At 54.1% G+C, this 20,262-nt stretch carries 17 protein-coding genes, 5 tRNA genes and 1 other RNA gene; 16 read left to right on the top strand and 7 right to left on the bottom strand.

From position 1 onward, the window contains the following. Nucleotides 1-58: 58 nt before the first annotated feature. The 4 genes from C3708_RS22085 to C3708_RS22070 all read right to left on the bottom strand — a co-directional run bounded on the left by C3708_RS22085 (nt 59) and on the right by C3708_RS22070 (nt 3,724). Nucleotides 59-997 (bottom strand): sugar kinase, encoded by a 939-nt coding sequence (locus C3708_RS22085; RefSeq protein ID WP_103950300.1) that lies wholly within the window; start codon nt 995-997, stop codon nt 59-61. After that, nucleotides 990-1,751 (bottom strand): sugar phosphate isomerase/epimerase, encoded by a 762-nt coding sequence (locus tag C3708_RS22080; protein WP_103950299.1) that lies wholly within the window; start codon nt 1,749-1,751, stop codon nt 990-992. The genes C3708_RS22085 and C3708_RS22080 overlap by 8 nt, the downstream gene beginning before the upstream one ends. Nucleotides 1,752-1,852: 101 nt before the next feature. Next, the gene (locus tag C3708_RS22075; RefSeq protein WP_095280263.1) at nt 1,853-2,869 is read right to left on the bottom strand and encodes a LacI family DNA-binding transcriptional regulator; all 1,017 of its coding nucleotides are present in this window, start codon (nt 2,867-2,869) and stop codon (nt 1,853-1,855) included. 192 nt (nt 2,870-3,061) lie between these two features. After that, nucleotides 3,062-3,724, bottom strand: coding sequence for an OmpA family lipoprotein (locus tag C3708_RS22070; protein WP_103950298.1), 663 nt, complete (start codon nt 3,722-3,724; stop codon nt 3,062-3,064). A 167-nt stretch (nt 3,725-3,891) separates the two neighbouring features. Between C3708_RS22070 and C3708_RS22065 the strand changes: the two genes are divergently transcribed. Continuing rightward, nucleotides 3,892-6,219: a molybdopterin guanine dinucleotide-containing S/N-oxide reductase gene (locus tag C3708_RS22065; RefSeq protein ID WP_103950297.1), complete on the top strand. Its 2,328-nt coding sequence runs from the start codon at nt 3,892-3,894 to the stop codon at nt 6,217-6,219. Here C3708_RS22065 and C3708_RS22060 read toward each other — a convergent pair. Both C3708_RS22060 and tag read right to left on the bottom strand, forming a co-directional pair. Continuing rightward, entirely contained in the window at nt 6,188-6,628 is a 441-nt protein-coding gene (locus tag C3708_RS22060) for an N-acetyltransferase (protein WP_095280266.1), read from the bottom strand. The two genes, C3708_RS22065 and C3708_RS22060, sit on opposite strands and share 32 nt — an antisense overlap. Beyond that, nucleotides 6,606-7,187 (bottom strand): DNA-3-methyladenine glycosylase I, encoded by a 582-nt coding sequence (tag, locus tag C3708_RS22055; protein WP_095280267.1) that lies wholly within the window; start codon nt 7,185-7,187, stop codon nt 6,606-6,608. Before tag ends, C3708_RS22060 begins: the two co-directional genes overlap by 23 nt. Nucleotides 7,188-7,345: 158 nt before the next feature. Between tag and C3708_RS22050 the strand changes: the two genes are divergently transcribed. From C3708_RS22050 to dppF, 10 genes are all read left to right on the top strand, one after another. Further along, complete coding sequence (locus C3708_RS22050) at nt 7,346-8,047, top strand: autotransporter domain-containing protein (protein ID WP_103950296.1); 702 nt, start codon at nt 7,346-7,348, stop codon at nt 8,045-8,047. 239 nt (nt 8,048-8,286) lie between these two features. Beyond that, on the top strand, nt 8,287-9,489 hold the full coding sequence (locus C3708_RS22045; RefSeq protein WP_103950295.1) for an MFS transporter: 1,203 nt from the start codon (nt 8,287-8,289) through the stop codon (nt 9,487-9,489). A 262-nt stretch (nt 9,490-9,751) separates the two neighbouring features. Beyond that, complete coding sequence (gene eptB, locus C3708_RS22040; RefSeq protein WP_103950294.1) at nt 9,752-11,443, top strand: kdo(2)-lipid A phosphoethanolamine 7''-transferase; 1,692 nt, start codon at nt 9,752-9,754, stop codon at nt 11,441-11,443. Between the two features lie 91 nt (nt 11,444-11,534). Beyond that, nucleotides 11,535-11,611, top strand: a tRNA-Pro gene (locus C3708_RS22035). 34 nt (nt 11,612-11,645) lie between these two features. Beyond that, nucleotides 11,646-11,777: non-coding RNA, RtT sRNA (locus tag C3708_RS22030), on the top strand. 621 nt (nt 11,778-12,398) lie between these two features. Further along, nucleotides 12,399-14,006 (top strand): dipeptide ABC transporter periplasmic-binding protein DppA, encoded by a 1,608-nt coding sequence (gene dppA / locus C3708_RS22020; protein WP_095280272.1) that lies wholly within the window; start codon nt 12,399-12,401, stop codon nt 14,004-14,006. 109 nt (nt 14,007-14,115) lie between these two features. Beyond that, complete coding sequence (gene dppB, locus C3708_RS22015) at nt 14,116-15,135, top strand: dipeptide ABC transporter permease DppB (protein WP_095280273.1); 1,020 nt, start codon at nt 14,116-14,118, stop codon at nt 15,133-15,135. Nucleotides 15,136-15,144: 9 nt separating this feature from the next. Further along, on the top strand, nt 15,145-16,047 hold the full coding sequence (gene dppC / locus C3708_RS22010; RefSeq protein WP_095280274.1) for a dipeptide ABC transporter permease DppC: 903 nt from the start codon (nt 15,145-15,147) through the stop codon (nt 16,045-16,047). Nucleotides 16,048-16,057: 10 nt separating this feature from the next. After that, nucleotides 16,058-17,041: a dipeptide ABC transporter ATP-binding protein gene (gene dppD, locus C3708_RS22005; protein ID WP_095280275.1), complete on the top strand. Its 984-nt coding sequence runs from the start codon at nt 16,058-16,060 to the stop codon at nt 17,039-17,041. Continuing rightward, nucleotides 17,038-18,051, top strand: a complete 1,014-nt coding sequence (gene dppF / locus C3708_RS22000; protein WP_095280276.1) for a dipeptide ABC transporter ATP-binding subunit DppF — start codon at nt 17,038-17,040, stop codon at nt 18,049-18,051. The genes dppD and dppF overlap by 4 nt, the downstream gene beginning before the upstream one ends. Before the next feature lie 55 nt (nt 18,052-18,106). On the opposite strand, the gene coaA is transcribed toward dppF, so the two are convergent. Then, complete coding sequence (gene coaA, locus C3708_RS21995) at nt 18,107-19,057, bottom strand: type I pantothenate kinase (RefSeq protein ID WP_095280277.1); 951 nt, start codon at nt 19,055-19,057, stop codon at nt 18,107-18,109. Between the two features lie 333 nt (nt 19,058-19,390). Between coaA and C3708_RS21990 the strand changes: the two genes are divergently transcribed. The 5 genes from C3708_RS21990 to C3708_RS21970 all read left to right on the top strand — a co-directional run. Next, a tRNA-Thr gene (locus tag C3708_RS21990) sits at nt 19,391-19,466 on the top strand. A gap of 8 nt (nt 19,467-19,474) precedes the next feature. Further along, nucleotides 19,475-19,559: transfer RNA gene (locus C3708_RS21985), tRNA-Tyr, on the top strand. A 116-nt stretch (nt 19,560-19,675) separates the two neighbouring features. Further along, nucleotides 19,676-19,750, top strand: a tRNA-Gly gene (locus tag C3708_RS21980). A gap of 6 nt (nt 19,751-19,756) precedes the next feature. Next, nucleotides 19,757-19,832: transfer RNA gene (locus C3708_RS21975), tRNA-Thr, on the top strand. 117 nt (nt 19,833-19,949) lie between these two features. Further along, nucleotides 19,950-20,262 (top strand): GTP-binding protein (locus C3708_RS21970; protein WP_020686859.1); only part of this gene is annotated, 313 nt, incomplete at its 3' end.

The following is a 20,262-nucleotide window of genomic DNA, read 5'->3' as shown; positions in this document are numbered from 1 at the left end:
CTCTGTTGTTGAGGTTTATACCGCCGTTGTCTGTAGGGTACACGGTGGCTAATTATGGTTACTCGGAAAGTTGTGCGCGGGTCGGCAATCCTTCGCTGTCGCCTTGTACCTGAATGGCGAGCGAACCGATCTTGTTCCCGCGAACTAAGGCCTGTTGCAGCGTTTTGCCTTCCAGCAGGGCGCTGATCACTCCCACGGCGAATCCATCTCCTGCGCCGACGGTGTCGACAACGTTTTCGACTTTCACCGCAGCTATCGCGCCTTTTTCTCCGGCGGCAGTTTTGAACCATGCGCCGTCGGCACCGGTTTTCAGCACGACTGCGTTCACGCCCTGATTGAGATAAAAATCAGCAATTCCTTCCGGTGTGTTCTGTCCGGTCAGGATCATGCCCTCTTTCAGACCAGGCAGAACCCAGTCGGCCTGAAACGCCAGATGATTAAGCTTTTCAACCATTTCCGCTTCGCTTTTCCACAGCACCGGGCGCAGGTTTGGATCGAAAGAGATTGTCTTGCCCAGGGCTTTCATGGCGCTGGCCGCGTGATCGAGTAGGGCATACGAGCTCTCGGAGAGTGCAGCCGCGACGCCGCTCAAATGCAAATGCCGCGCGGAGGCAAAGTAAGCGGGATGATAATCCTGCGTTGAGAGATGGCTCGCTGCAGATCCTTTGCGGAAATATTCCACAATGGGATCGGTTCCATTGTCGACTTTAGATTTGAGCTGAAAACCTGTGGTGAAGCGGCTATCGAGCGTCACACCTTCGGCGTTGATACCCTCTTTTTTCAGTGAGTCCAGGATAAACTGACCAAAGCTGTCGTCGCCCACGCGGCTGACCCAGCCGACGTTGAGCCCCAGGCGTGCCAGACCGGTTGCCACGTTCAGTTCTGCGCCCGCAACGCGTTTGATAAAGTGTTCGACCGAGCGCAGTTCGCCCGTTTCGGTGGCCACAAACATGGCCATCGCTTCGCCAATGGTGATGACGTCCAGAGAACTAGGCATGACGCGACTCCTCACGCAGCAGATTGACATAATGGCGGGTGACCGCTGCTAAATCAGGGCCTTCAAGCGGAAACTCAATGCCGCGCGGGGCGTCTGCTGGAAGCTGGTCCAGCAAATCCATCCAGCGAGGATCGGCGTTGTCAGGTGCCACGGCGCGGTAGTGTTGATGATGTGGAACAGCGGCTTTGACGTGGATGTAGCTCACCGCCGGGGCCAGATGGCGCGCCGCTTCTTCCGGTGATTCACCAACCCACAGCCAGTTCCCGGTATCGAACGTCAGGGTGACGGGCAACTCCATGACCCGGCAGGCCGCCTTGAAACGCTGCATTGGCGCGAGCTGGCCGCAGTCGGTCTGATCGTTTTCCACCACCAGCGTCATGCCGCTCGCAAGGAGCAATTCACGTAATTCTTCAAGCGGCTGCTTATCGCGGAAATGGCCCAGCGAGACTTTCAACCACAGGGCATTGAGCGTACTGGCTTCCGCGAGAAAGCGCGGCAGGTCCGGGTTGAGTGTGCCGTCAGGCATCAGTAGCGCAGCAGGGGCGGAGTAACAGGCGAACAAACCAAGCAGTTCGATAGACTGCGCCAGCGTCGGCAGGGACTGTAGCTCTTCGTCGCTGAACAATTCCCGGCGGATCTCGACGCCATCGGCACCGCCCGATGCGATAACCGGTAGTATGGCCCGCTGGCCGCCTGCCTCGCGGACTTGATCTGCGCCATACGCGGCGGTAACGACGATTATTTTCCTGCCCATTGGCTGACTCCCATTCGTATCTGATACTTAATACGCTAGATGGAACCGGTTCCAAAGAAAAGGTCAGGATGTTGAATTTATGATCGCTATCACGAAGGGGGTTATCGGGACGTGGAACCTCGAACGATCAGCTCGCCGGAGAATACCTGTTCGCGCACGGTGTCGGTGATGCCTTCAATGCGGCGCACCACCTGCTCGACGGCGGCGTAGCCAATCTGCCAGGTCGGCTGTTTGAGGGTGGTGATCCCGACGCCCGCCAGCTCGGCCCATTCGAGTTCATCGAAACCGAGCAGGCCAATATCGCTGCCCCAGTTCAGACCAATGCGCTTGAGTGACCGGGCGACCTGGAGCGTAAGTGCACCGTTGGCGGAAATCACCGCTTTGCGCATTCCGCGATGACGGGTATGGAACTGGCGCAGGGTGTTGTCCATTTGAGCTGCTTCATGCAGCGGCATTTCGGCATTTTCGGCGATCACGCCAGGATAACGGGCCAGCGTGGCGCGAAATGCGCTGAGACGATCGCGGCGAGTATTGACCATACCCAGCGGTTCGCTCATAAACAGAATCGCTTCGAAACCTTGTTCGATCAGATGTTCTGTCGCGGTCGTCGCGGCCTGAGTGTTATCCAGCCCAACGACATCGCAGGCGAATTCCGGGATTTTGCGATCGATGAGCACCATCGGCAGGGCGGACTGTTGCAGGCGGTTGAGTCCTTCTTCGCGCATCCCGACGGCATTGACCACGATCCCTTCCACCTGATAGCTGCGCAACAGATCGAGATAGTGCAGTTCCTGGTCCAGCTCGTTATTGGTATTACACACCAGCGGGGTAAAGCCTTTTTCGCGACACGCGGCTTCGATACCGCTTAGCACGTTGACGGAGTAGGGGTTGGTGATATCGGCGATGATCAGGCCGATCAGGCGGGTACGACCGTGTTTCAGGCCGCGAGCCATCAGGCTAGGCCGATAATCGAGTTCGGCGATGGCCTGCTCAATACGGGCCAGTAGCGCGTCGGAAAGCAGATGTTTCTCGCCATTGAGATAGCGCGAAATACTGGTTTTACCGGTTTTGGCGGCTTTCGCCACGTCGCTGATGGTGGGCCGTGCTGATTTGCTCATCGCTGATTCCCTCGATTTAGTGAGAACACCTTAGCGGGAAAATCAACGATGGCAAGCGCTTCATGCCGGATGGTATGTGCGGTCTGGTGCCCTCACCCCGGCCCTCTCCCACGGGAGAGGGAGAAAACACTAAAAACGACAACAGGCGTTGCCGTTTTGCGTTTATCACGGAGCCGCCATCCGGCAATGTACTTATTGAATAGGGCTTAACGTTATCTCAACGCGGCGGTTCTGTGCTTTGCCTTCTGCCGTGCTGTTGCTGGCGATTGGATTCGCCGGGCCCATGCCGTTGGTGCGGATACGGGTTGCTGCAACGCCTTGCGTTATCAGCGAGCTGGCGACGGAATCCGCGCGCTGCTGGGACAGGCGCATGTTCAGATCCTGGCTTCCGGTGCTGTCGGTGTAGCCCGTCACATTAACGGCGGTTTTGCTGTACTCTTTGAGCACCATCGCCACGCCGGTCAGAGTATTTGCACCCGCCGGTTTCAGCGTCGCGCTGCTGCTGTCAAAGGTTACGTTGTTCGGCATGTTCAGGATGATATTGTCGCCACTTCGCGTCACGCTCACACCCGTTCCCTGCATTTTGTCGCGTAGTTTCGCTTCCTGCACATCCATGTAATATCCCACGCCGCCGCCCAGGGCTGCGCCCGCTGCGGCACCAATCAGCGCACCTTTACCGCGATCTTTCTTCGAAGAAGAGAGTGCGCCAACGCCTGCGCCAACCAGCGAGCCGATGCCCGCGCCAATGCCCGATTTGCCCGCTTCACGTTCGCCGGTGTAAGGGTTGGTTGTGCAGCCCGAAACCGCCAGCGCGCCGCTGACCAGAGCTGCAATGACAAGTACGCGTTTATTCATCTTATTTCCTTAATCCTTTTTATTCTTTGCCACGAAGCGCGTGGCGGTTGATTATGACGCCCAGAGACGCAGAAAATTCCAGGGCTAACTCTGAAATTTGTGTCCAAATCTTTAATAGCCTCAAAGAAGGCCGTCACACCTGCAACAGACAAATCAGGAGCGCACGCTTGACCACTTCAACAAAAACCGTTCTGACCGCTGCCCACTGGGGCCCTATATTGGTGGAAACCGATGGCGAGAACGTGTTGTCCTCGCGCGGGGCACTGCCAACGCAGCACCCGAATTCGTTACAAACGGTGGTACGCGATCAAGTGCACAGTAAAACGCGTGTGCGTTGGCCGATGGTGCGTAAAGGTTTTCTGGCGTCGCCGGATAAGCCACAGGGCACGCGCGGGCAGGATGAATTTGTGCGGGTGAGCTGGAACGATGCGCTGTCGCTTATCCACACGCAGCACAAACGTATCCGTGAGACTCACGGTCCGGCGTCTATTTTCGCGGGTTCTTATGGCTGGCGATCGAACGGCGTGCTGCACAAAGCGGCGACGCTCCTGCAACGCTACATGAGTCTGGCGGGCGGCTATACCGGACATCTCGGCGACTACTCGACCGGCGCGGCGCAGGCGATTATGCCGTACGTTGTCGGCGGTAATGAGGTCTACCAGCAGCAAACCAGCTGGCCGCTGGTGCTGGAACATACGGACGTGGTGGTGCTGTGGAGCGCCAACCCGCTTAATACGCTCAAGATTGCGTGGAATGCCAGCGACGAGCAGGGTATTCCTTATTTTGATGCGCTGCGAAAAAGCGGCAAGCGTTTAATTTGTATCGATCCGATGCGCTCTGAAACCGTTGATTTCCTCGGCGACAGCGTCGAATGGTTGGCCCCGCATATGGGTACCGACGTGGCGATGATGCTGGGGATCGCCTATACCCTAGTCGAAAACGGCTGGCATGACAGTGATTTCCTTGCCCGTTGTACAGAGGGTTTTGAAAAATTCGCCGACTACCTGACGGGGAAAAGCGATGGAATTGCCAAAAGCGCCGAATGGGCGGCAGAGATTTGCGGCATCGATGCAGAGAAAATCCGTGAACTGGCGGCTCTTTTCCACGAAAACACCACCATGCTGATGTCCGGCTGGGGAATGCAACGCCAGCAATTCGGCGAGCAAAAACACTGGATGCTGGTAACGCTGGCGGCGATGCTCGGGCAGATTGGTACGCCGGGCGGCGGCTTTGGCTTGTCTTATCATTTTGCCAATGGGGGTAACCCAACGCGTCGCGCGGCGGTATTGGCCTCGATGCAGGGTTCCGTCAAGGACGGCATTGATGCCGTGGATAAAATCCCGGTGGCGCGCATCGTAGAAGCGCTGGAAAACCCCGGCGGTTTTTACCAGCATAACGGGCTGGACAGGAATTTCCCGGATATTCGTTTTGTCTGGTGGGCGGGTGGCGCGAACTTTACCCACCATCAGGATACTAACCGCCTAATCCGCGCCTGGCAAAAGCCGGAGCTGGTAGTTATCTCCGAATGCTTCTGGACCGCGGCGGCCAAACACGCCGATATCGTTCTGCCTGCAACGACGTCGTTTGAGCGTAACGATCTGACCATGACCGGCGACTACAGTAACCAGCATATGGTGCCGATGAAGCGTGTGGTCCCACCGCGCGATGAGGCGCGTGACGATCTTGAGGTGTTTGCGGATCTGAGTGAGCGCTGGGAAGAGGGCGGTCGCGAGCGGTTCACTGAAGGTAAATCCGATCTCGACTGGCTGGAGACGTTTTATCAGATTGCCGGACAGCGCGGCGAGTCTCAGGGCGTGACACTCCCGCCGTTTAAAGCGTTCTGGGAAGCGAATGAAATCTTCGAAATGCCGGAGAGCGAGCAGAATGCGCAGTTTGTCCGCTTCGCGGATTTCCGCCGCGACCCGCAAAATCATCCGTTGAAAACTGAAAGCGGCAAGATTGAGATCTTCTCAAAGCGTATCGCCAGCTTTAATTATGCCGACTGCCCGCCGCATCCAATGTGGCTGGAGCCGGACGAGTGGCACGGCAATGCGCAGCCAAAACAGCTGCAGGTCCTCTCTGCTCATCCGGCGCACCGTCTGCACAGCCAGCTTAACTATTCATCGTTGCGTGAATCTTATGCCGTGGCCGGGCGCGAGCCGATCACCTTGCATAAAGACGATGCGAAAGCGCGCGGAATTGTTGATGGCGACGTGGTGCGGGTCTGGAATTCACGCGGGCAGGTGCTGGCCGGTGCGGTAGTCAGCGAGGGGATTAAGCCCGGTGTTATCTGTATTCATCAGGGGGCGTGGCCGGATTTGGATCTCTCGGAAGGCGGGATCTGTAAAAACGGCGCGGTGAACGTGCTGACCAAAGATCTCCCCAGCTCGAAGCTGGGGAACGGATGTGCGGGGAACACGGCGCTGGCCTGGGTCGAGAAGTATCAAGGGCCAGAGCTGACGCTTACGGCGTTTGATCCGCCTGCCAGCTCATGATCCACGTCGGGTGTTGAGTCTCTTCCTGCCAGGCGCTGTCTTCAATGCGAAAACCCTGAGCATGGTAGAAATTCACCGCCCGACTGTTTTTCTGGTAAACCTCAAGGCTCAGAGACGGGTAATTCTGCTGTACGTGTTGAATTAACGCGTGGCCGATCCCTTTTCCAAGGTGCGCGGTAGCGACAAACAACGCGCCGATAAACTGCGTTTGCATCACGCTGATAAATCCACGCACTTCGCCTTCCTCTTCCCACACCCAGGTTTCGGCGGAGGGCAGATAGGCGTCGCGCACCAGCGCTTCGCTCTCTATCCAGTATTGCGGGTCGATAAACGGGTGCGCATCGGTGGTGCTTTCAAGCCATAAACTGAGCAGTGGCGCGGTGTTTTCACTTTGCCATTTGCGGATCATGTTGGCCTCCAGGGTGGCAGAAACAGCCCGTAATGTGATCATTTACCAGACCGCAGGCTTGCAGGAAAGAGTAGCAAATGGTGGTGCCAACGAATTTGAAGCCGCGTTTTTTCAATGCTTTAGACAAGGCATCGGAAGCGGGCGTGGAGGTGGGGATCTCTGCCATCGTTGCGGCCTGAGTCACCTGCGGCGTGTTGTCGACAAACGACCACACAAAATCGGAGAAAGGCTCGCCGTTTTCGGCCATAGCGAGATAAGCGCGAGCGTTGCCGATAATCGCCTGAATTTTACCGCGATGACGAATGATTCCGGCGTCCAGTACCAGCCGTTCCACATCCTCTTCGGTCATGGCCGCCACCGCGACGGGGTCAAAATGGTGGAAGGCTTTACGGTAATTTTCCCGCTTTTTTAGAACCGTAATCCACGATAAGCCCGCCTGCTGACCTTCGAGGCAGATCATCTCAAAGAGTTTTTTACCGTCGGTTTCCGGTACGCCCCATTCTTTATCGTGATAGTCGATATAGAGCTGATCCTGGCTTACCCATCCGCATCGTTGCATCGGTTTTCTTCCTTAATGATATGAACCCATAAAAAAATCAACCAACCTGGCTTGACGTGTGTCTTAAAAAGACAATATTTAATTAAGGGCTTTGCCCTCATACCTCTTTCTAACAACGACAAATATCGCCGAATTCGGCTCTTTCTGGAGTCGCTTTGATGATGATAAAAATAATCAGTGGTCGCCATGCTGTTACTGGCCTGGCGGGTGTGTCCGTCTGTTTGTTTTTTTGTAGCACAGCTTACGCCTGGCAACAGGAATATATCGTTTCGGATGCGCAAAATAATACGACTGAACGCTATACATGGGACGCCGATCACCAACCGCGTTATGACGATATTCTCGCGGAGCGTATCCGTTCTTCCCAGAATGTTCCGGGGCTGGCGTTGAATATGCCAGAAAATTATCCTGCCGAATCCGCCAGCACTATGAGCGTGGGCTTAAATATACCGGTGACGCGTAATGTGACCACCGGGCCTGTCGCGGCATGGCATTATGATGGTTCTTCACCAATGATTTATAACGAATTTGGTGATAACGGCAGTAAATCGTTAACCGATCCACTTTGGCACGCCAGCGTCAGCACGCTCGGCTGGCGGGTTGATACGCGCTTGGGCGGTCTCAGACCTTGGGCGCAGATCAGCTATAACCAGCAGTTTGGTGATAATCAGTGGAAATCGCAGTCCGGCATGAGTCGCCTGCCAGCCTCGATGCAATACGATAACTGGATGGATGTGACCGTGGGGGCTGACGTGCTGCTTTACCCGCACATGGCGGCCTATGCCTCATTATCTCAGGCGGATAGCGCGATGACCGGGGCTGATTATCTCTACACCTTAGGAGTGAGCGCGAGATTTTGAGATTGTTATTAAAATCAACCTGACGATAACATCTTAAATACAATAATGGCCGGGCTTGTAGCGATAGCAGTTACTAACAAAATGCGTTTCGCGCTTCCCGGCAAGGTCATTCATTCCCGATTCCAGGCATTTCATTCCGTCTCCACTGCATTTCATGCCGTTTTCCCCCAAGCCATATGAGGTTTTGTTTATCGTTGTCTGCAGCGAATTCCCTTAATTTCTCTTGCAGGACAACTGCCATGAACACATCAACATACAACCGCACTCGTTGGCTGACCTTATTTGGCACTATTGTGACGCAATTTGCGCTGGGATCGGTTTATACCTGGAGCCTGTTCAACAGCGCGCTTTCCGATAAACTCGGCGCCCCGGTGAGCCAGGTCGCGTTCTCCTTCGGCCTGCTGAGCCTGGGACTGGCGTTGTCTTCGTCGATCGCCGGTAAATTGCAGGAGCGTTTTGGTGTGAAACGCGTGACCATGGCTTCGGGCATTCTGTTAGGCGTGGGGTTCTTCCTGACGGCGCATTCCAGCAACCTGATGATGCTGTGGTTGAGCGCCGGTGTGCTGGTTGGCCTGGCGGACGGCGCGGGTTATCTGCTGACGCTGTCGAACTGCGTGAAATGGTTCCCGGAGCGTAAAGGGTTAATTTCGGCGTTTTCCATTGGCTCTTATGGCCTGGGCAGCCTCGGCTTCAAGTTTATTGACTCACATCTGCTGACCTCCGTTGGTCTGGAAAAGACCTTCATGATCTGGGGCGCTATCGTGCTGGTAATGATTCTGTTCGGCGCGACGTTGATGAAAGACGCGCCTCAGCAGGAAGTCAAAACCGTTAACGGCGTGGTCGAGAATGATTTCACTCTGGCTCAGTCCATGCGCCAACCGCAGTACTGGATGCTGGCGGTGATGTTCCTGACGGCGTGCATGAGTGGGTTGTATGTGATTGGCGTAGCCAAGGATATTGCGCAGGGCATGGTGAAACTGGATGCGTTGACGGCGGCGAATGCGGTGACGGTTATCTCTATCGCTAACCTGTCCGGTCGTCTGATACTGGGTATTCTGTCCGACAAAATTGCCCGCATTCGTGTGATTACTCTGGGGCAGGTGGTTTCACTGGTGGGTATGGCGGCCCTGCTATTTGCCCCGCTGAATGAGTTGACTTTCTTCGCGGCGATCGCCTGCGTGGCCTTTAACTTTGGCGGCACCATTACCGTATTCCCGTCGCTGGTCAGCGAGTTCTTTGGCCTGAACAATCTGGCGAAGAATTATGGGGTGATTTATTTAGGTTTTGGTATCGGCAGTATTTGCGGATCGCTTATTGCGTCTCTGTTCGGCGGCTTCTACGTTACCTTCTGCGTTATCTTCGCTCTGCTGATTATTTCTCTGGCGCTTTCCACTACGATTCGTCAGCCGCAGCGCCAGGTATTTAACGAAGCGCATGCCTGATGACTGACTGAAAAGGCTGGGGTTTCCGGCCTTTTCTTTTTCTTCCTAAGTGCCCGATTTTTAACCCACTCTGCTATCGAACTTGATTTTTTGTAAATATCTACTGCAATCACACACTCTGCTGCCACTTTTCCCTTCTGCTGTGGTCTACTTAGCACGCTTTAGACGTTTCTGATAACGATCCCCTGAGCGAATATCGACGCGATTCACTTTTACTGTCAAAAGTGAAGCGCGTGACTGTCCCTTTTTCCGGGTAGCCTGCATGAAATACATTAAATCGATGACGCAACAAAAGCTGAGCTTTTTGCTGGCGTTGTACATCGGCCTGTTTATGAATGGTGCGGTTTTTTTCCGTCGGTTTGACGGATTCGCACAAGATTTTACTGTATGGAAAGGAATCGCTGCGGTTGTGGAGCTGGCTGGTACTGTTCTGGTCACCTTCTTCTTATTACGTTTACTCTCGCTTTTTGGACGCCGTATCTGGCGCGTTCTGGCTTCACTGGTGGTGCTGTGTTCGGCGGGCGCCAGCTATTACATGACATTTATGAACGTGGTTATTGGCTACGGCATTATTGCCTCAGTCATGACGACGGATATCGATCTCTCGAAAGAGGTGGTTGGCCTGCATTTCGTTCTGTGGCTGCTGGGCGTGAGTGCGCTACCGCTGCTGCTGATCTGGAGCAACCGCTGCCGCTACACTCTGCTGCGCCAAATGCGCACGCCGGGACAGCGCGTCAGAAGCGTCGCGGTGGTGCTGCTGGCTGGCCTGATGGTTTGGGGGCCGATTCGCTTGCTTGAGGTGAAGCAGAAGAATGATGAGCGCACCTCTGGCGTAGATTTGCCAAGCTACGGCGGGGTGGTGGCGAACTCCTATCTGCCCTCTAACTGGATTTCTGCGCTGGGGTTATACGCCTGGGCGCAGGTGGATGAGTCCTCTGATAATAAATCACTGAAGAATCCAGCAAAACTGTTCACCTACGACGCGCCGAAAGACATCGATGATACCTATGTGGTCTTTATCATCGGTGAAACGACGCGCTGGGATCACATGGGGATTCTCGGTTACGACCGTGACACCACGCCGAAATTGGCGCAGGAGAAGAACCTGGTTGCCTATCGTGGTTACTCTTGTGATACCGCGACGAAGCTCTCACTGCGCTGTATGTTTGTGCGCGAGGGTGGGGCAGACGACAACCCGCAACGTACTCTGAAAGAACAAAACGTCTTCTCGGTGCTGCATCAGCTTGGATTCAGTTCCGATCTGTATGCGATGCAGAGCGAGATGTGGTTCTACAGCAATACGATGGCGCAGAACATCGCCTATCGCGAGCAGATTGGCGCCGAGCCGCGTAACCGTGGCAAGAGCGTTGACGATATGCTGCTGATCGACGAGATGAAAGGCTCCCTGAGCAACAATCAGGATGGCAAGCATATGATCATCCTGCATACCAAGGGTTCGCACTTCAACTACACCCAGCGTTACCCGCGCAGCTTTGCCAAGTGGACACCGGAGTGTGTGGGCGTGGACAAGGATTGCACCAAAGAGCAGCTCATCAACTCTTACGATAATTCGGTGATGTATGTGGATCACTTTATCGAGAGCGTGATTGACCAGGTGCGCGACAAGAAAGCGATTGTTTTCTATGCCGCTGACCACGGTGAATCGATTAATGAGTATGAGCATCTGCACGGTACGCCGCGCAAGATGGCTCCGCCAGAGCAGTTCCGCGTGCCTATGATGGTCTGGATGTCGGATAAATATCTGGAGAACCCGGATAAAGAGAAGATGTTCCAGCATCTGAAAAAAGAAGCCGAAATGAAAGTGCCTCGCCGCCACGTCGAGCTGTACGACACCATTATGGGCTGCCTCGGCTATACCTCACCTAACGGCGGTATTAACGAGAATAACAACTGGTGCCATATCCCTGATGGCGCTGCGAAAGCCGCGAAGTAAACGGACTGGCGAGAAACTCGCCAGTCGAACGGTTTTTTAATGATAAGGGATTGACGGGCGCATACCCCAGCAGTAATATGCGCTCCGCATTCGGCGAGTAGCGCAGCTTGGTAGCGCAACTGGTTTGGGACCAGTGGGTCGGAGGTTCGAATCCTCTCTCGCCGACCACATTCGAAACCCTGCTCATAGAGCAGGTTTTTTTGCTTCATGAAGTTCATGAGGATGAGAATCTCCGGGGAAGGAGGTTCGACCCGAGCGAAGCGAGGGAACGTTGCTTTAGCAACGGCCCGCAGGGTGAGTCACGAAGTGGCGAGTCATCCTCTCTCGCCGACCACATTTAAAAAAGGGCTAACCGTAAGGTTGGCCCTTTTTGCATTATGGACTTACCTGTGCCAACTGGCCAAAACAGTCCCTATCCCCGCTTTACCCTGCCTGTTAACGATTTTGTGACATAATCCATTGTATTTTTTTATATATAGATTGATCTTTTTTCGCGTTGCTTATAGATAACCTCAGCATTTTCCGCTGTGCGTTTTAACGTTCGTGGCATTTACTGCTCAGATAATCACCATTCTGTAAGAAAGTTTACGCGATCTGAATAAATGTTAATCACTGATTGTTGCGAAATATGAAGAGAATTGTGCTGGAAGATAACGAGTAGCATAAATTTCCCTGCTGAAAATAGACGCCTAAAGTTTTTTTAATCTTTGTTTGCCGTTTCTCACCCTCAACGTAAATCCCCGTCACCTGTATTGACGTTTTCACATTCTGTTGACAGATTGTAGGGCACGAGGGGCATTTCAGGGAGGATCTGCGCTGCAACTCTGTCGCTCTTCTGAAAGGAATCTCCATCCCTTATCACGCCTTCGGGCATCACCGACCGGACCGGGTAAATAATAAATAAAGGTCAGGCGGCGTAACACAACAAAGCAAAACATCACATTGGAGCAGAATAATGAGTATTTCCTTGAAGAAGTCAGGGATGCTGAAGCTTGGTCTGAGCCTGGTTGCTCTGACCGTCGCGGCAAGCGTACAGGCAAAAACCCTGGTTTATTGTTCTGAAGGTTCGCCGGAAGGCTTTAACCCACAGCTGTTCACCTCTGGTACGACGTACGACGCAAGCTCCGTACCTATCTATAACCGTCTGGTTGAATTCAAAACCGGCACCACGGAAGTTATTCCGGGCCTGGCTGAGAAGTGGGAAATCAGCGAAGACGGCAAGACTTATACCTTCCACCTCCGTCAGGGCGTGAAGTGGCAGGACAATAAAGATTTCAAACCGACGCGCGAACTGACTGCGGACGACGTCGTGTTCTCCTTCGATCGCCAGAAAAACGCTCAGAACCCGTACCACAAAGTTTCTGGCGGCAGCTATGAATACTTCGAAGGGATGGGTCTGCCGGACCTGATCACCGAAGTGAAAAAAGTGGACGACAAAACCGTTCAGTTCGTTCTGAGCCGTCCAGAAGCCCCATTCCTGGCTGACCTGGCTATGGACTTCGCTTCTATTCTGTCAAAAGAATATGCGGACAATATGCTGAAAGCGGGTACCCCGGAAAAAGTGGATCTGAACCCAATCGGTACCGGTCCATTCCAGCTGCAGCAGTACCAGAAAGACTCCCGTATTCTGTACAAAGCGTTTGAAGGTTACTGGGGCACTAAGCCGCAGATTGACCGTCTGGTCTTCTCCATCACGCCTGACGCTTCTGTGCGTTACGCAAAACTGCAGAAAAACGAGTGCCAGGTTATGCCGTACCCTAATCCGGCTGATATCGCTCGTATGAAGCAGGATAAAAACATCAATCTGCTGGAGCAGGCTGGCCTGAACGTGGGTTATCTGTCCTTCAACACCGAGAAGAAACCGTTTGATGACGTGAAAGTGCGTCAGGCGCTGACTTATGCGGTGAACAAAGAAGCGATCATCAAAGCCGTTTACCAGGGTGCTGGTGTGGCCGCGAAGAACCTGATTCCACCGACCATGTGGGGCTATAACGACGACGTTAAAGACTACAGCTACGATCCTGAGAAAGCGAAAGCGCTGCTGAAAGAAGCAGGCCAGGACAAAGGCTTTACCGTTGAGCTGTGGGCGATGCCTGTTCAGCGTCCATACAACCCGAACGCTCGCCGTATGGCCGAGATGGTTCAGGCTGACTGGGCTAAGGTCGGCGTTCAGGCCAAGATCGTCACTTACGAGTGGGGCGAGTATCTGAAACGTGCTAAAGCAGGCGAGCACCAGGCTGTGATGATGGGCTGGACCGGGGACAATGGGGATCCGGACAACTTCTTCGCCACCCTGTTCAGCTGCGCGGCGGCGAAAGACGGTTCCAACTACTCTCGCTGGTGTTACAAGCCGTTTGAAGATCTGATTCAGCCGGCGCGTGCAACTGACGACCACAACAAGCGTGTTGAACTGTACAAACAGGCTCAGGTAGTGATGCATGACCAGGCTCCGGCGCTGATCGTGGCTCACTCCACCGTTTACGAGCCAGTGCGTAAAGAAGTCAAAGGCTATGTGGTTGATCCGTTGGGCAAACACCACTTCGAAAACGTCTCAATCGAATAATTAAAAAGCACGACGCTTTATCCCCTCTCCCCTGGGAGAGGGGGAAAGAATTTGAGCAATACAGACGTCACGGCCTTCGGGCAGTACGTCATTAGAGAGAATCCGGGATATGTTGCAGTTCATCCTCCGACGTCTGGGACTTGTCATCCCCACGTTTATCGGTATCACCCTTCTCACTTTTGCCTTCGTCCATATGATTCCCGGCGACCCGGTAATGATTATGGCAGGTGAGCGTGGTATCTCCCCTGAACGTCATGCGCAGCTGCTGGCCGAACTTGGCCTCGATAAGCCGATGTGGCAGCAGTACCTCCACTACATCTGGGGCGTGTTGCACGGTGATTTAGGGATGTCGCTGAAAAGCCGTCTTCCGGTGTGGGAAGAGTTCGTGCCGCGTTTTAAAGCGACGCTGGAACTCGGTGTCTGCGCCATGATTTTTGCCGTTTCCGTCGGTATCCCCGTCGGTGTCCTGGCTGCGGTTAAGCGCGGCTCTATCTTCGATCACACCGCTGTTGGCCTGGCGCTGACCGGTTACTCCATGCCTATATTCTGGTGGGGCATGATGCTGATCATGCTGGTCTCGGTGCAATGGAACCTGACGCCAGTCTCTGGTCGTGTCAGCGATATGGTGTTCCTTGATGACTCCAATCCGCTCACCGGCTTTATGCTGATTGATACGGCTATCTGGGGCGAAGAGGGTAACTTCATTGATGCGTTGGCGCATATGATCCTACCTGCGATGGTGCTCGGGACGATTCCCCTGGCGGTTATCGTGCGTATGACCCGCTCGTCGATGCTGGAAGTGCTGGGCGAGGATTACATCCGTACCGCTCGCGCTAAAGGTCTGACCCGTATGCGCGTCATTATCGTTCACGCTCTGCGTAATGCGATGCTGCCAGTAGTGACCGTTATCGGGTTGCAGGTGGGAACGTTGCTGGCCGGTGCGATTCTGACTGAAACCATCTTCTCCTGGCCGGGTCTGGGACGCTGGCTGATTGATGCGTTGCAACGTCGTGACTATCCGGTGGTGCAGGGTGGCGTGTTGCTGGTGGCGACGATGATTATCCTCGTCAACCTGCTGGTCGATTTGCTGTACGGCGTGGTGAACCCGCGTATTCGTCATAAGAAGTAAGGGGCCATCATGTCACAAGTTACTCAAAATAAAGCTGTTGCTGCCCCGGTGCCAATGACACCGTTGCAGGAGTTCTGGCATTACTTCAAACGCAATAAAGGTGCGGTTGTTGGGTTGGTGTATGTCACCATCATGATCATTATCGCCGTATTTGCGAACTACCTCGCGCCTTTCAACCCGGCGGACCAGTTCCGCGACGTGCTGCTTGCACCGCCAGCCTGGCAGGATGGTGGGACTATCACCCATTTGCTCGGCACGGATGATGTGGGTCGTGATGTGTTATCTCGTCTGATGTACGGTGCGCGTCTGTCTCTGCTGGTGGGCTGTCTGGTGGTGGTGCTGTCGTTGATCCTCGGGGTTATCCTGGGCTTAGTGGCGGGCTATTTCGGCGGTCTGGTCGATAACATCATTATGCGTATCGTCGACATCATGCTGGCGCTGCCTAGCCTGCTGTTGGCTCTGGTGCTGGTGGCGGTGTTTGGCCCATCGATCGGTAACGCTGCACTTGCGCTGACCTTCGTCGCACTTCCTCACTACGTGCGATTAACGCGTGCGGCGGTGCTGGTGGAAGTGAACCGCGATTACGTCACCGCGTCGCGCGTGGCGGGTGCGGGTGCGATGCGTCAGATGTTCGTCAATATTCTCCCGAACTGCCTTGCGCCGCTGATCGTTCAGGCGTCGCTCGGTTTCTCTAACGCCATTCTCGATATGGCTGCTCTTGGCTTCCTGGGCATGGGTGCGCAACCGCCAACACCGGAGTGGGGCACGATGCTCGCCGATGTGTTGCAGTTCGCACAAAGCGCGTGGTGGGTCGTGACCTTCCCTGGTCTGGCGATCCTCCTGACGGTGCTGGCATTTAACCTGATGGGTGATGGTCTGCGTGATGCACTTGATCCCAAACTGAAGCAGTAAGAGGCACGAGATGGCGTTATTAAATGTAGATAAATTATCGGTGCACTTCGGTGACGTAGGCTCCGAGTTTCGTGCCGTAGACCGTATCAGCTACAGCGTGAATCAGGGTGAAGTGGTCGGTATCGTGGGCGAGTCTGGCTCCGGTAAATCCGTCAGTTCACTGGCTATCATGGGCCTGATTGATTATCCGGGCCGCGTGATGGCGGAAAGCCTGGAGTTTAACGGCCAGGATCTGAAGCGCATCTCCGAGAAGCAGCGCCGCCAACTGGTGGGCGCTGAAGTGGCGATGATCTTCCAGGACCCGATGACCAGCCTTAACCCGTGCTACACCGTTGGTTTCCAGATTATGGAAGCAATTAAGGTACATCAGGGCGGCAACAAGAAAACTCGTCGCCAGCGTGCGATAGACCTGTTAACGCAGGTGGGGATTCCTGATCCAGGGTCGCGTCTGGACGTGTATCCGCACCAGCTTTCCGGTGGGATGAGCCAGCGTGTGATGATCGCCATGGCGATTGCCTGTCGGCCAAAGTTGCTGATTGCCGATGAGCCGACCACGGCGCTGGACGTCACCATTCAGGCGCAGATCATCGAACTGCTGCTGGAATTGCAGCAGAAAGAAAACATGGCGTTAGTGTTGATTACCCACGATCTGGCGCTAGTGGCTGAAGCCGCGCACAAAATCATCGTGATGTATGCCGGACAAGTGGTGGAGGCCGGGAGCTCGCACGATATCTTCCGTGCGCCGCGTCACCCGTATACCCAGGCGCTGCTGCGTGCCCTGCCGGAGTTTGCGCAGGATAAAGCGCGTCTGGCGTCATTGCCGGGTGTGGTTCCGGGTAAATATGACCGCCCGACAGGCTGTCTGCTGAACCCGCGCTGCCCGTATGCCACAGATAAGTGCCGTGCTGAGGAGCCAGAACTGAACACCCTCCATGATGGCCGTCAGTCGAAATGTCACTACCCACTTGATGATGCCGGGAGGCCAACACTATGAGTACGCAAGAGGCCACCAAACACCAACACCTGTTACAGGCCATCGATCTGAAAAAACACTACCCGGTTAAGAAGGGGATTTTTGCCCCGGAGCGCCTGGTGAAAGCGCTGGACGGAGTGTCGTTTACCCTTGAACGCGGTAAAACGCTGGCAGTAGTCGGTGAATCCGGCTGCGGGAAATCCACGCTGGGCCGCCTGCTGACGATGATCGAAACGCCAACCGGCGGCGAGCTGTATTATCAGGGCCAGGATCTGCTCAAGCACGATCCGCTGGCGCAAAAATTGCGTCGGCAGAAAATCCAGATAGTGTTCCAGAATCCGTACGGTTCTCTGAACCCGCGTAAAAAAGTGGGACAGATTCTGGAAGAGCCGCTGCAAATTAACAGCGATCTGAATAAAGAGCAGCGTCGTGAAAAAGCGCTGGCGATGATGGCGAAAGTCGGTCTGAAAACCGAGCACTACGATCGCTATCCGCACATGTTCTCAGGCGGTCAGCGTCAGCGTATCGCGATAGCCCGTGGTCTGATGCTCGACCCGGACGTGGTGATTGCCGATGAACCGGTTTCTGCACTCGACGTTTCCGTGCGTGCGCAGGTGCTGAACCTGATGATGGATTTGCAGCAGGATCTGGGGCTGTCGTATGTGTTTATCTCCCACGACCTGTCAGTGGTGGAGCACATTGCCGATGAAGTGATGGTGATGTATCTGGGGCGCTGCGTGGAGAAGGGGACCAAAGACCAGATCTTTAATAACCCTCGCCATCCGTATACCCAGGCGCTGCTCTCTGCCACACCGCGTCTGAACCCGGACGATCGCCGCGAGCGTATTAAGCTGACTGGCGAGCTGCCGAGTCCGCTGAATCCGCCTCCGGGCTGTGCGTTCAATGCGCGCTGCCGTCGCCGCTTTGGTCCTTGTACTCAGCTTCAGCCGCAGTTGAAAGACTACGGCGGTCAACTGGTGGCCTGCTTTGCGGTCGATCAGGATGAAAACGGTGAGAAACCGCACGCATAGGGCGTAAACAAAAAAACCGGCGATGTTCGCCGGTTTTTTTATGTCTGCTGATTCGCTATTTGCGCAGGCGAATCTGGTCGACGGCGTGATTCTCACTCTTGGTGAGGATCAGGCTCGCGCGTTCGCGCGTCGGCAGAATATTTTCCTTCAGGTTTACGTAGTTGATCTCATTCCACAGCGACGTCGCCACATTGACCGCTTCCTCTTCTGAAAGCTGGGCGTAGTTATGGAAGTAAGAATCAGGATCGGTAAACGCGCCTTCGCGGAACTTCAGGAATCGATTGATATACCAGTTTTGCAGCAAGTCCTCTGGCGCATCGACATAGATAGAGAAGTCAACGAAGTCAGAGACAAACACATGATGCGGGTCATGTGGGTAATCCATGCCGCTTTGCAGCACGTTCAGCCCTTCGAGGATCAGGATATCCGGCTGGGCTACTGTTTTATCGCCATCCGGAATGCGATCGTAGATGAGATGGGAATAGACCGGTGCGGTCACGTTAGGCGCGCCAGATTTCAGATCCGATACGAATTTCACCAGACGGTGCATATCATACGAAAGCGGGAAGCCTTTCTTCTTCATTAATCCGCGTTCTTTCAATACCTCGTTCGGGTGCAGAAAACCATCTGTGGTAATCAATTCAACGCTGCGATGTTCAGGCCAGCGGCTCAGCAGCGCCTGCAGGACACGTGCTGTGGTGCTTTTACCGACCGCCACGCTGCCCGCAATGCTGATGATATAAGGAATACGCTGGCCGTTAGTGCCGAGAAACTGCTCCAGAACGGCCTGACGGCGAAGGTTGGAGCTTATATAGAAGTTAAGCAAGCGAGACAGCGGCAGATAAATCTCTGCAACCTCCTCCAGCGACAGGTCTTCGTTGATCCCTTTTAACCGCGCTATTTCCCCTTCCGTTAATGTCATGGGGACGGAGTCACGCAAAGCGGCCCACTGGCTGCGGTTAAAGTGTAGATAGGGTGTCATTAACGATTGCTCTTTTTTGCTCATAAGCGTGTTTCAGTGAACCCTTTACCTACGCGAATAGAGAACGTGAGGGCAGTAGCTCATCACTTAGTAGTTAAATTTGGACAATGGGCAGGAGGTTAACACCAGATGACGGGAATAATAAGAAAAAATATTGACCAGTGATGCATTACGCGCAGGCCATCACGATACGCTATAGAAGCGTTTTAAGGGGCGTAATGCTGATTATTTGAACTGCAATGAGTGAAATTGCAGCGTTTTTTGCTGTCGGCGCACAAAATCTGAGCGAAAGAACATTTTATGCAATTTTTTAGTTGCATGACTGCTCATGCCCCCATAGAATGCGCGCTACTTGATGCCGACTTAGCTCAGTAGGTAGAGCAACTGACTTGTAATCAGTAGGTCACCAGTTCGATTCCGGTAGTCGGCACCATCAAGTCCGGTGGGGTTCCCGAGCGGCCAAAGGGAGCAGACTGTAAATCTGCCGTCACAGACTTCGAAGGTTCGAATCCTTCCCCCACCACCACTTTCTGGCAGCGTTATCGCCGCCTGAGCTGGCTAGAAAATTAATCAGCTCAAAACATAAAAAGAGAGAAATCTCTTTTTTGTTACAGAAAGAACTGGGTAGCCGAGTTTCAGGATGCGGGCATCGTATAATGGCTATTACCTCAGCCTTCCAAGCTGATGATGCGGGTTCGATTCCCGCTGCCCGCTCCAAGACGTGCTGATATGGCTCAGTTGGTAGAGCGCACCCTTGGTAAGGGTGAGGTCCCCAGTTCGACTCTGGGTATCAGCACCACTTCACTTCTCCCTCCCTTTTCTCTCTGTTTAAATTAAAAGCATTCAACAGTTCAGGCATTTCGCCTGGTTGATGTGGTGATATCACCGATTTATCCGTGTCTTAGAGGGACAATCGATGTCTAAAGAAAAGTTTGAACGTACAAAACCGCACGTTAACGTCGGTACTATCGGCCACGTTGACCATGGTAAAACAACGCTGACCGCTGCAATCACTACCGTTCTGGCTAAAACCTACGGTGGTTCTGCTCGTGCATTCGACCAGATCGATAACGCACCAGAAGAAAAAGCTCGTGGTATCACCATCAACACTTCCCACGTTGAATATGACACCCCGACTCGCCACTACGCACACGTAGACTGCCCAGGCCACGCCGACTATGTTAAAAACATGATCACCGGTGCTGCTCAGATGGATGGCGCAATCCTGG

This window comes from Lelliottia sp. 7254-16, from assembly GCF_002922995.1.
GTDB lineage: Bacteria > Pseudomonadota > Gammaproteobacteria > Enterobacterales > Enterobacteriaceae > Enterobacter > Enterobacter jeotgali.
This window is presented reverse-complemented; position numbering and strand designations above follow the sequence as displayed.

What these genes read in the sequence shown, in the direction of transcription:
- C3708_RS22085 (WP_103950300.1), bottom strand. Translation starts at nt 997, where the DNA reads ATGCCTAGTTCTCTGGACGTCATCACCATTGGCGAAGCGATGGCCATG.
- C3708_RS22080 (WP_103950299.1), bottom strand. Translation starts at nt 1,751, where the DNA reads ATGGGCAGGAAAATAATCGTCGTTACCGCCGCGTATGGCGCAGATCAA.
- C3708_RS22075 (WP_095280263.1), bottom strand. Translation starts at nt 2,869, where the DNA reads ATGAGCAAATCAGCACGGCCCACCATCAGCGACGTGGCGAAAGCCGCC.
- C3708_RS22070 (WP_103950298.1), bottom strand. Translation starts at nt 3,724, where the DNA reads ATGAATAAACGCGTACTTGTCATTGCAGCTCTGGTCAGCGGCGCGCTG.
- C3708_RS22060 (WP_095280266.1), bottom strand. Translation starts at nt 6,628, where the DNA reads ATGATCCGCAAATGGCAAAGTGAAAACACCGCGCCACTGCTCAGTTTA.
- tag (WP_095280267.1), bottom strand. Translation starts at nt 7,187, where the DNA reads ATGCAACGATGCGGATGGGTAAGCCAGGATCAGCTCTATATCGACTAT.
- C3708_RS22050 (WP_103950296.1), top strand. Translation starts at nt 7,346, where the DNA reads ATGATGATAAAAATAATCAGTGGTCGCCATGCTGTTACTGGCCTGGCG.
- C3708_RS22045 (WP_103950295.1), top strand. Translation starts at nt 8,287, where the DNA reads ATGAACACATCAACATACAACCGCACTCGTTGGCTGACCTTATTTGGC.
- eptB (WP_103950294.1), top strand. Translation starts at nt 9,752, where the DNA reads ATGAAATACATTAAATCGATGACGCAACAAAAGCTGAGCTTTTTGCTG.
- dppA (WP_095280272.1), top strand. Translation starts at nt 12,399, where the DNA reads ATGAGTATTTCCTTGAAGAAGTCAGGGATGCTGAAGCTTGGTCTGAGC.
- dppB (WP_095280273.1), top strand. Translation starts at nt 14,116, where the DNA reads ATGTTGCAGTTCATCCTCCGACGTCTGGGACTTGTCATCCCCACGTTT.
- dppC (WP_095280274.1), top strand. Translation starts at nt 15,145, where the DNA reads ATGTCACAAGTTACTCAAAATAAAGCTGTTGCTGCCCCGGTGCCAATG.
- dppD (WP_095280275.1), top strand. Translation starts at nt 16,058, where the DNA reads ATGGCGTTATTAAATGTAGATAAATTATCGGTGCACTTCGGTGACGTA.
- dppF (WP_095280276.1), top strand. Translation starts at nt 17,038, where the DNA reads ATGAGTACGCAAGAGGCCACCAAACACCAACACCTGTTACAGGCCATC.
- coaA (WP_095280277.1), bottom strand. Translation starts at nt 19,057, where the DNA reads ATGAGCAAAAAAGAGCAATCGTTAATGACACCCTATCTACACTTTAAC.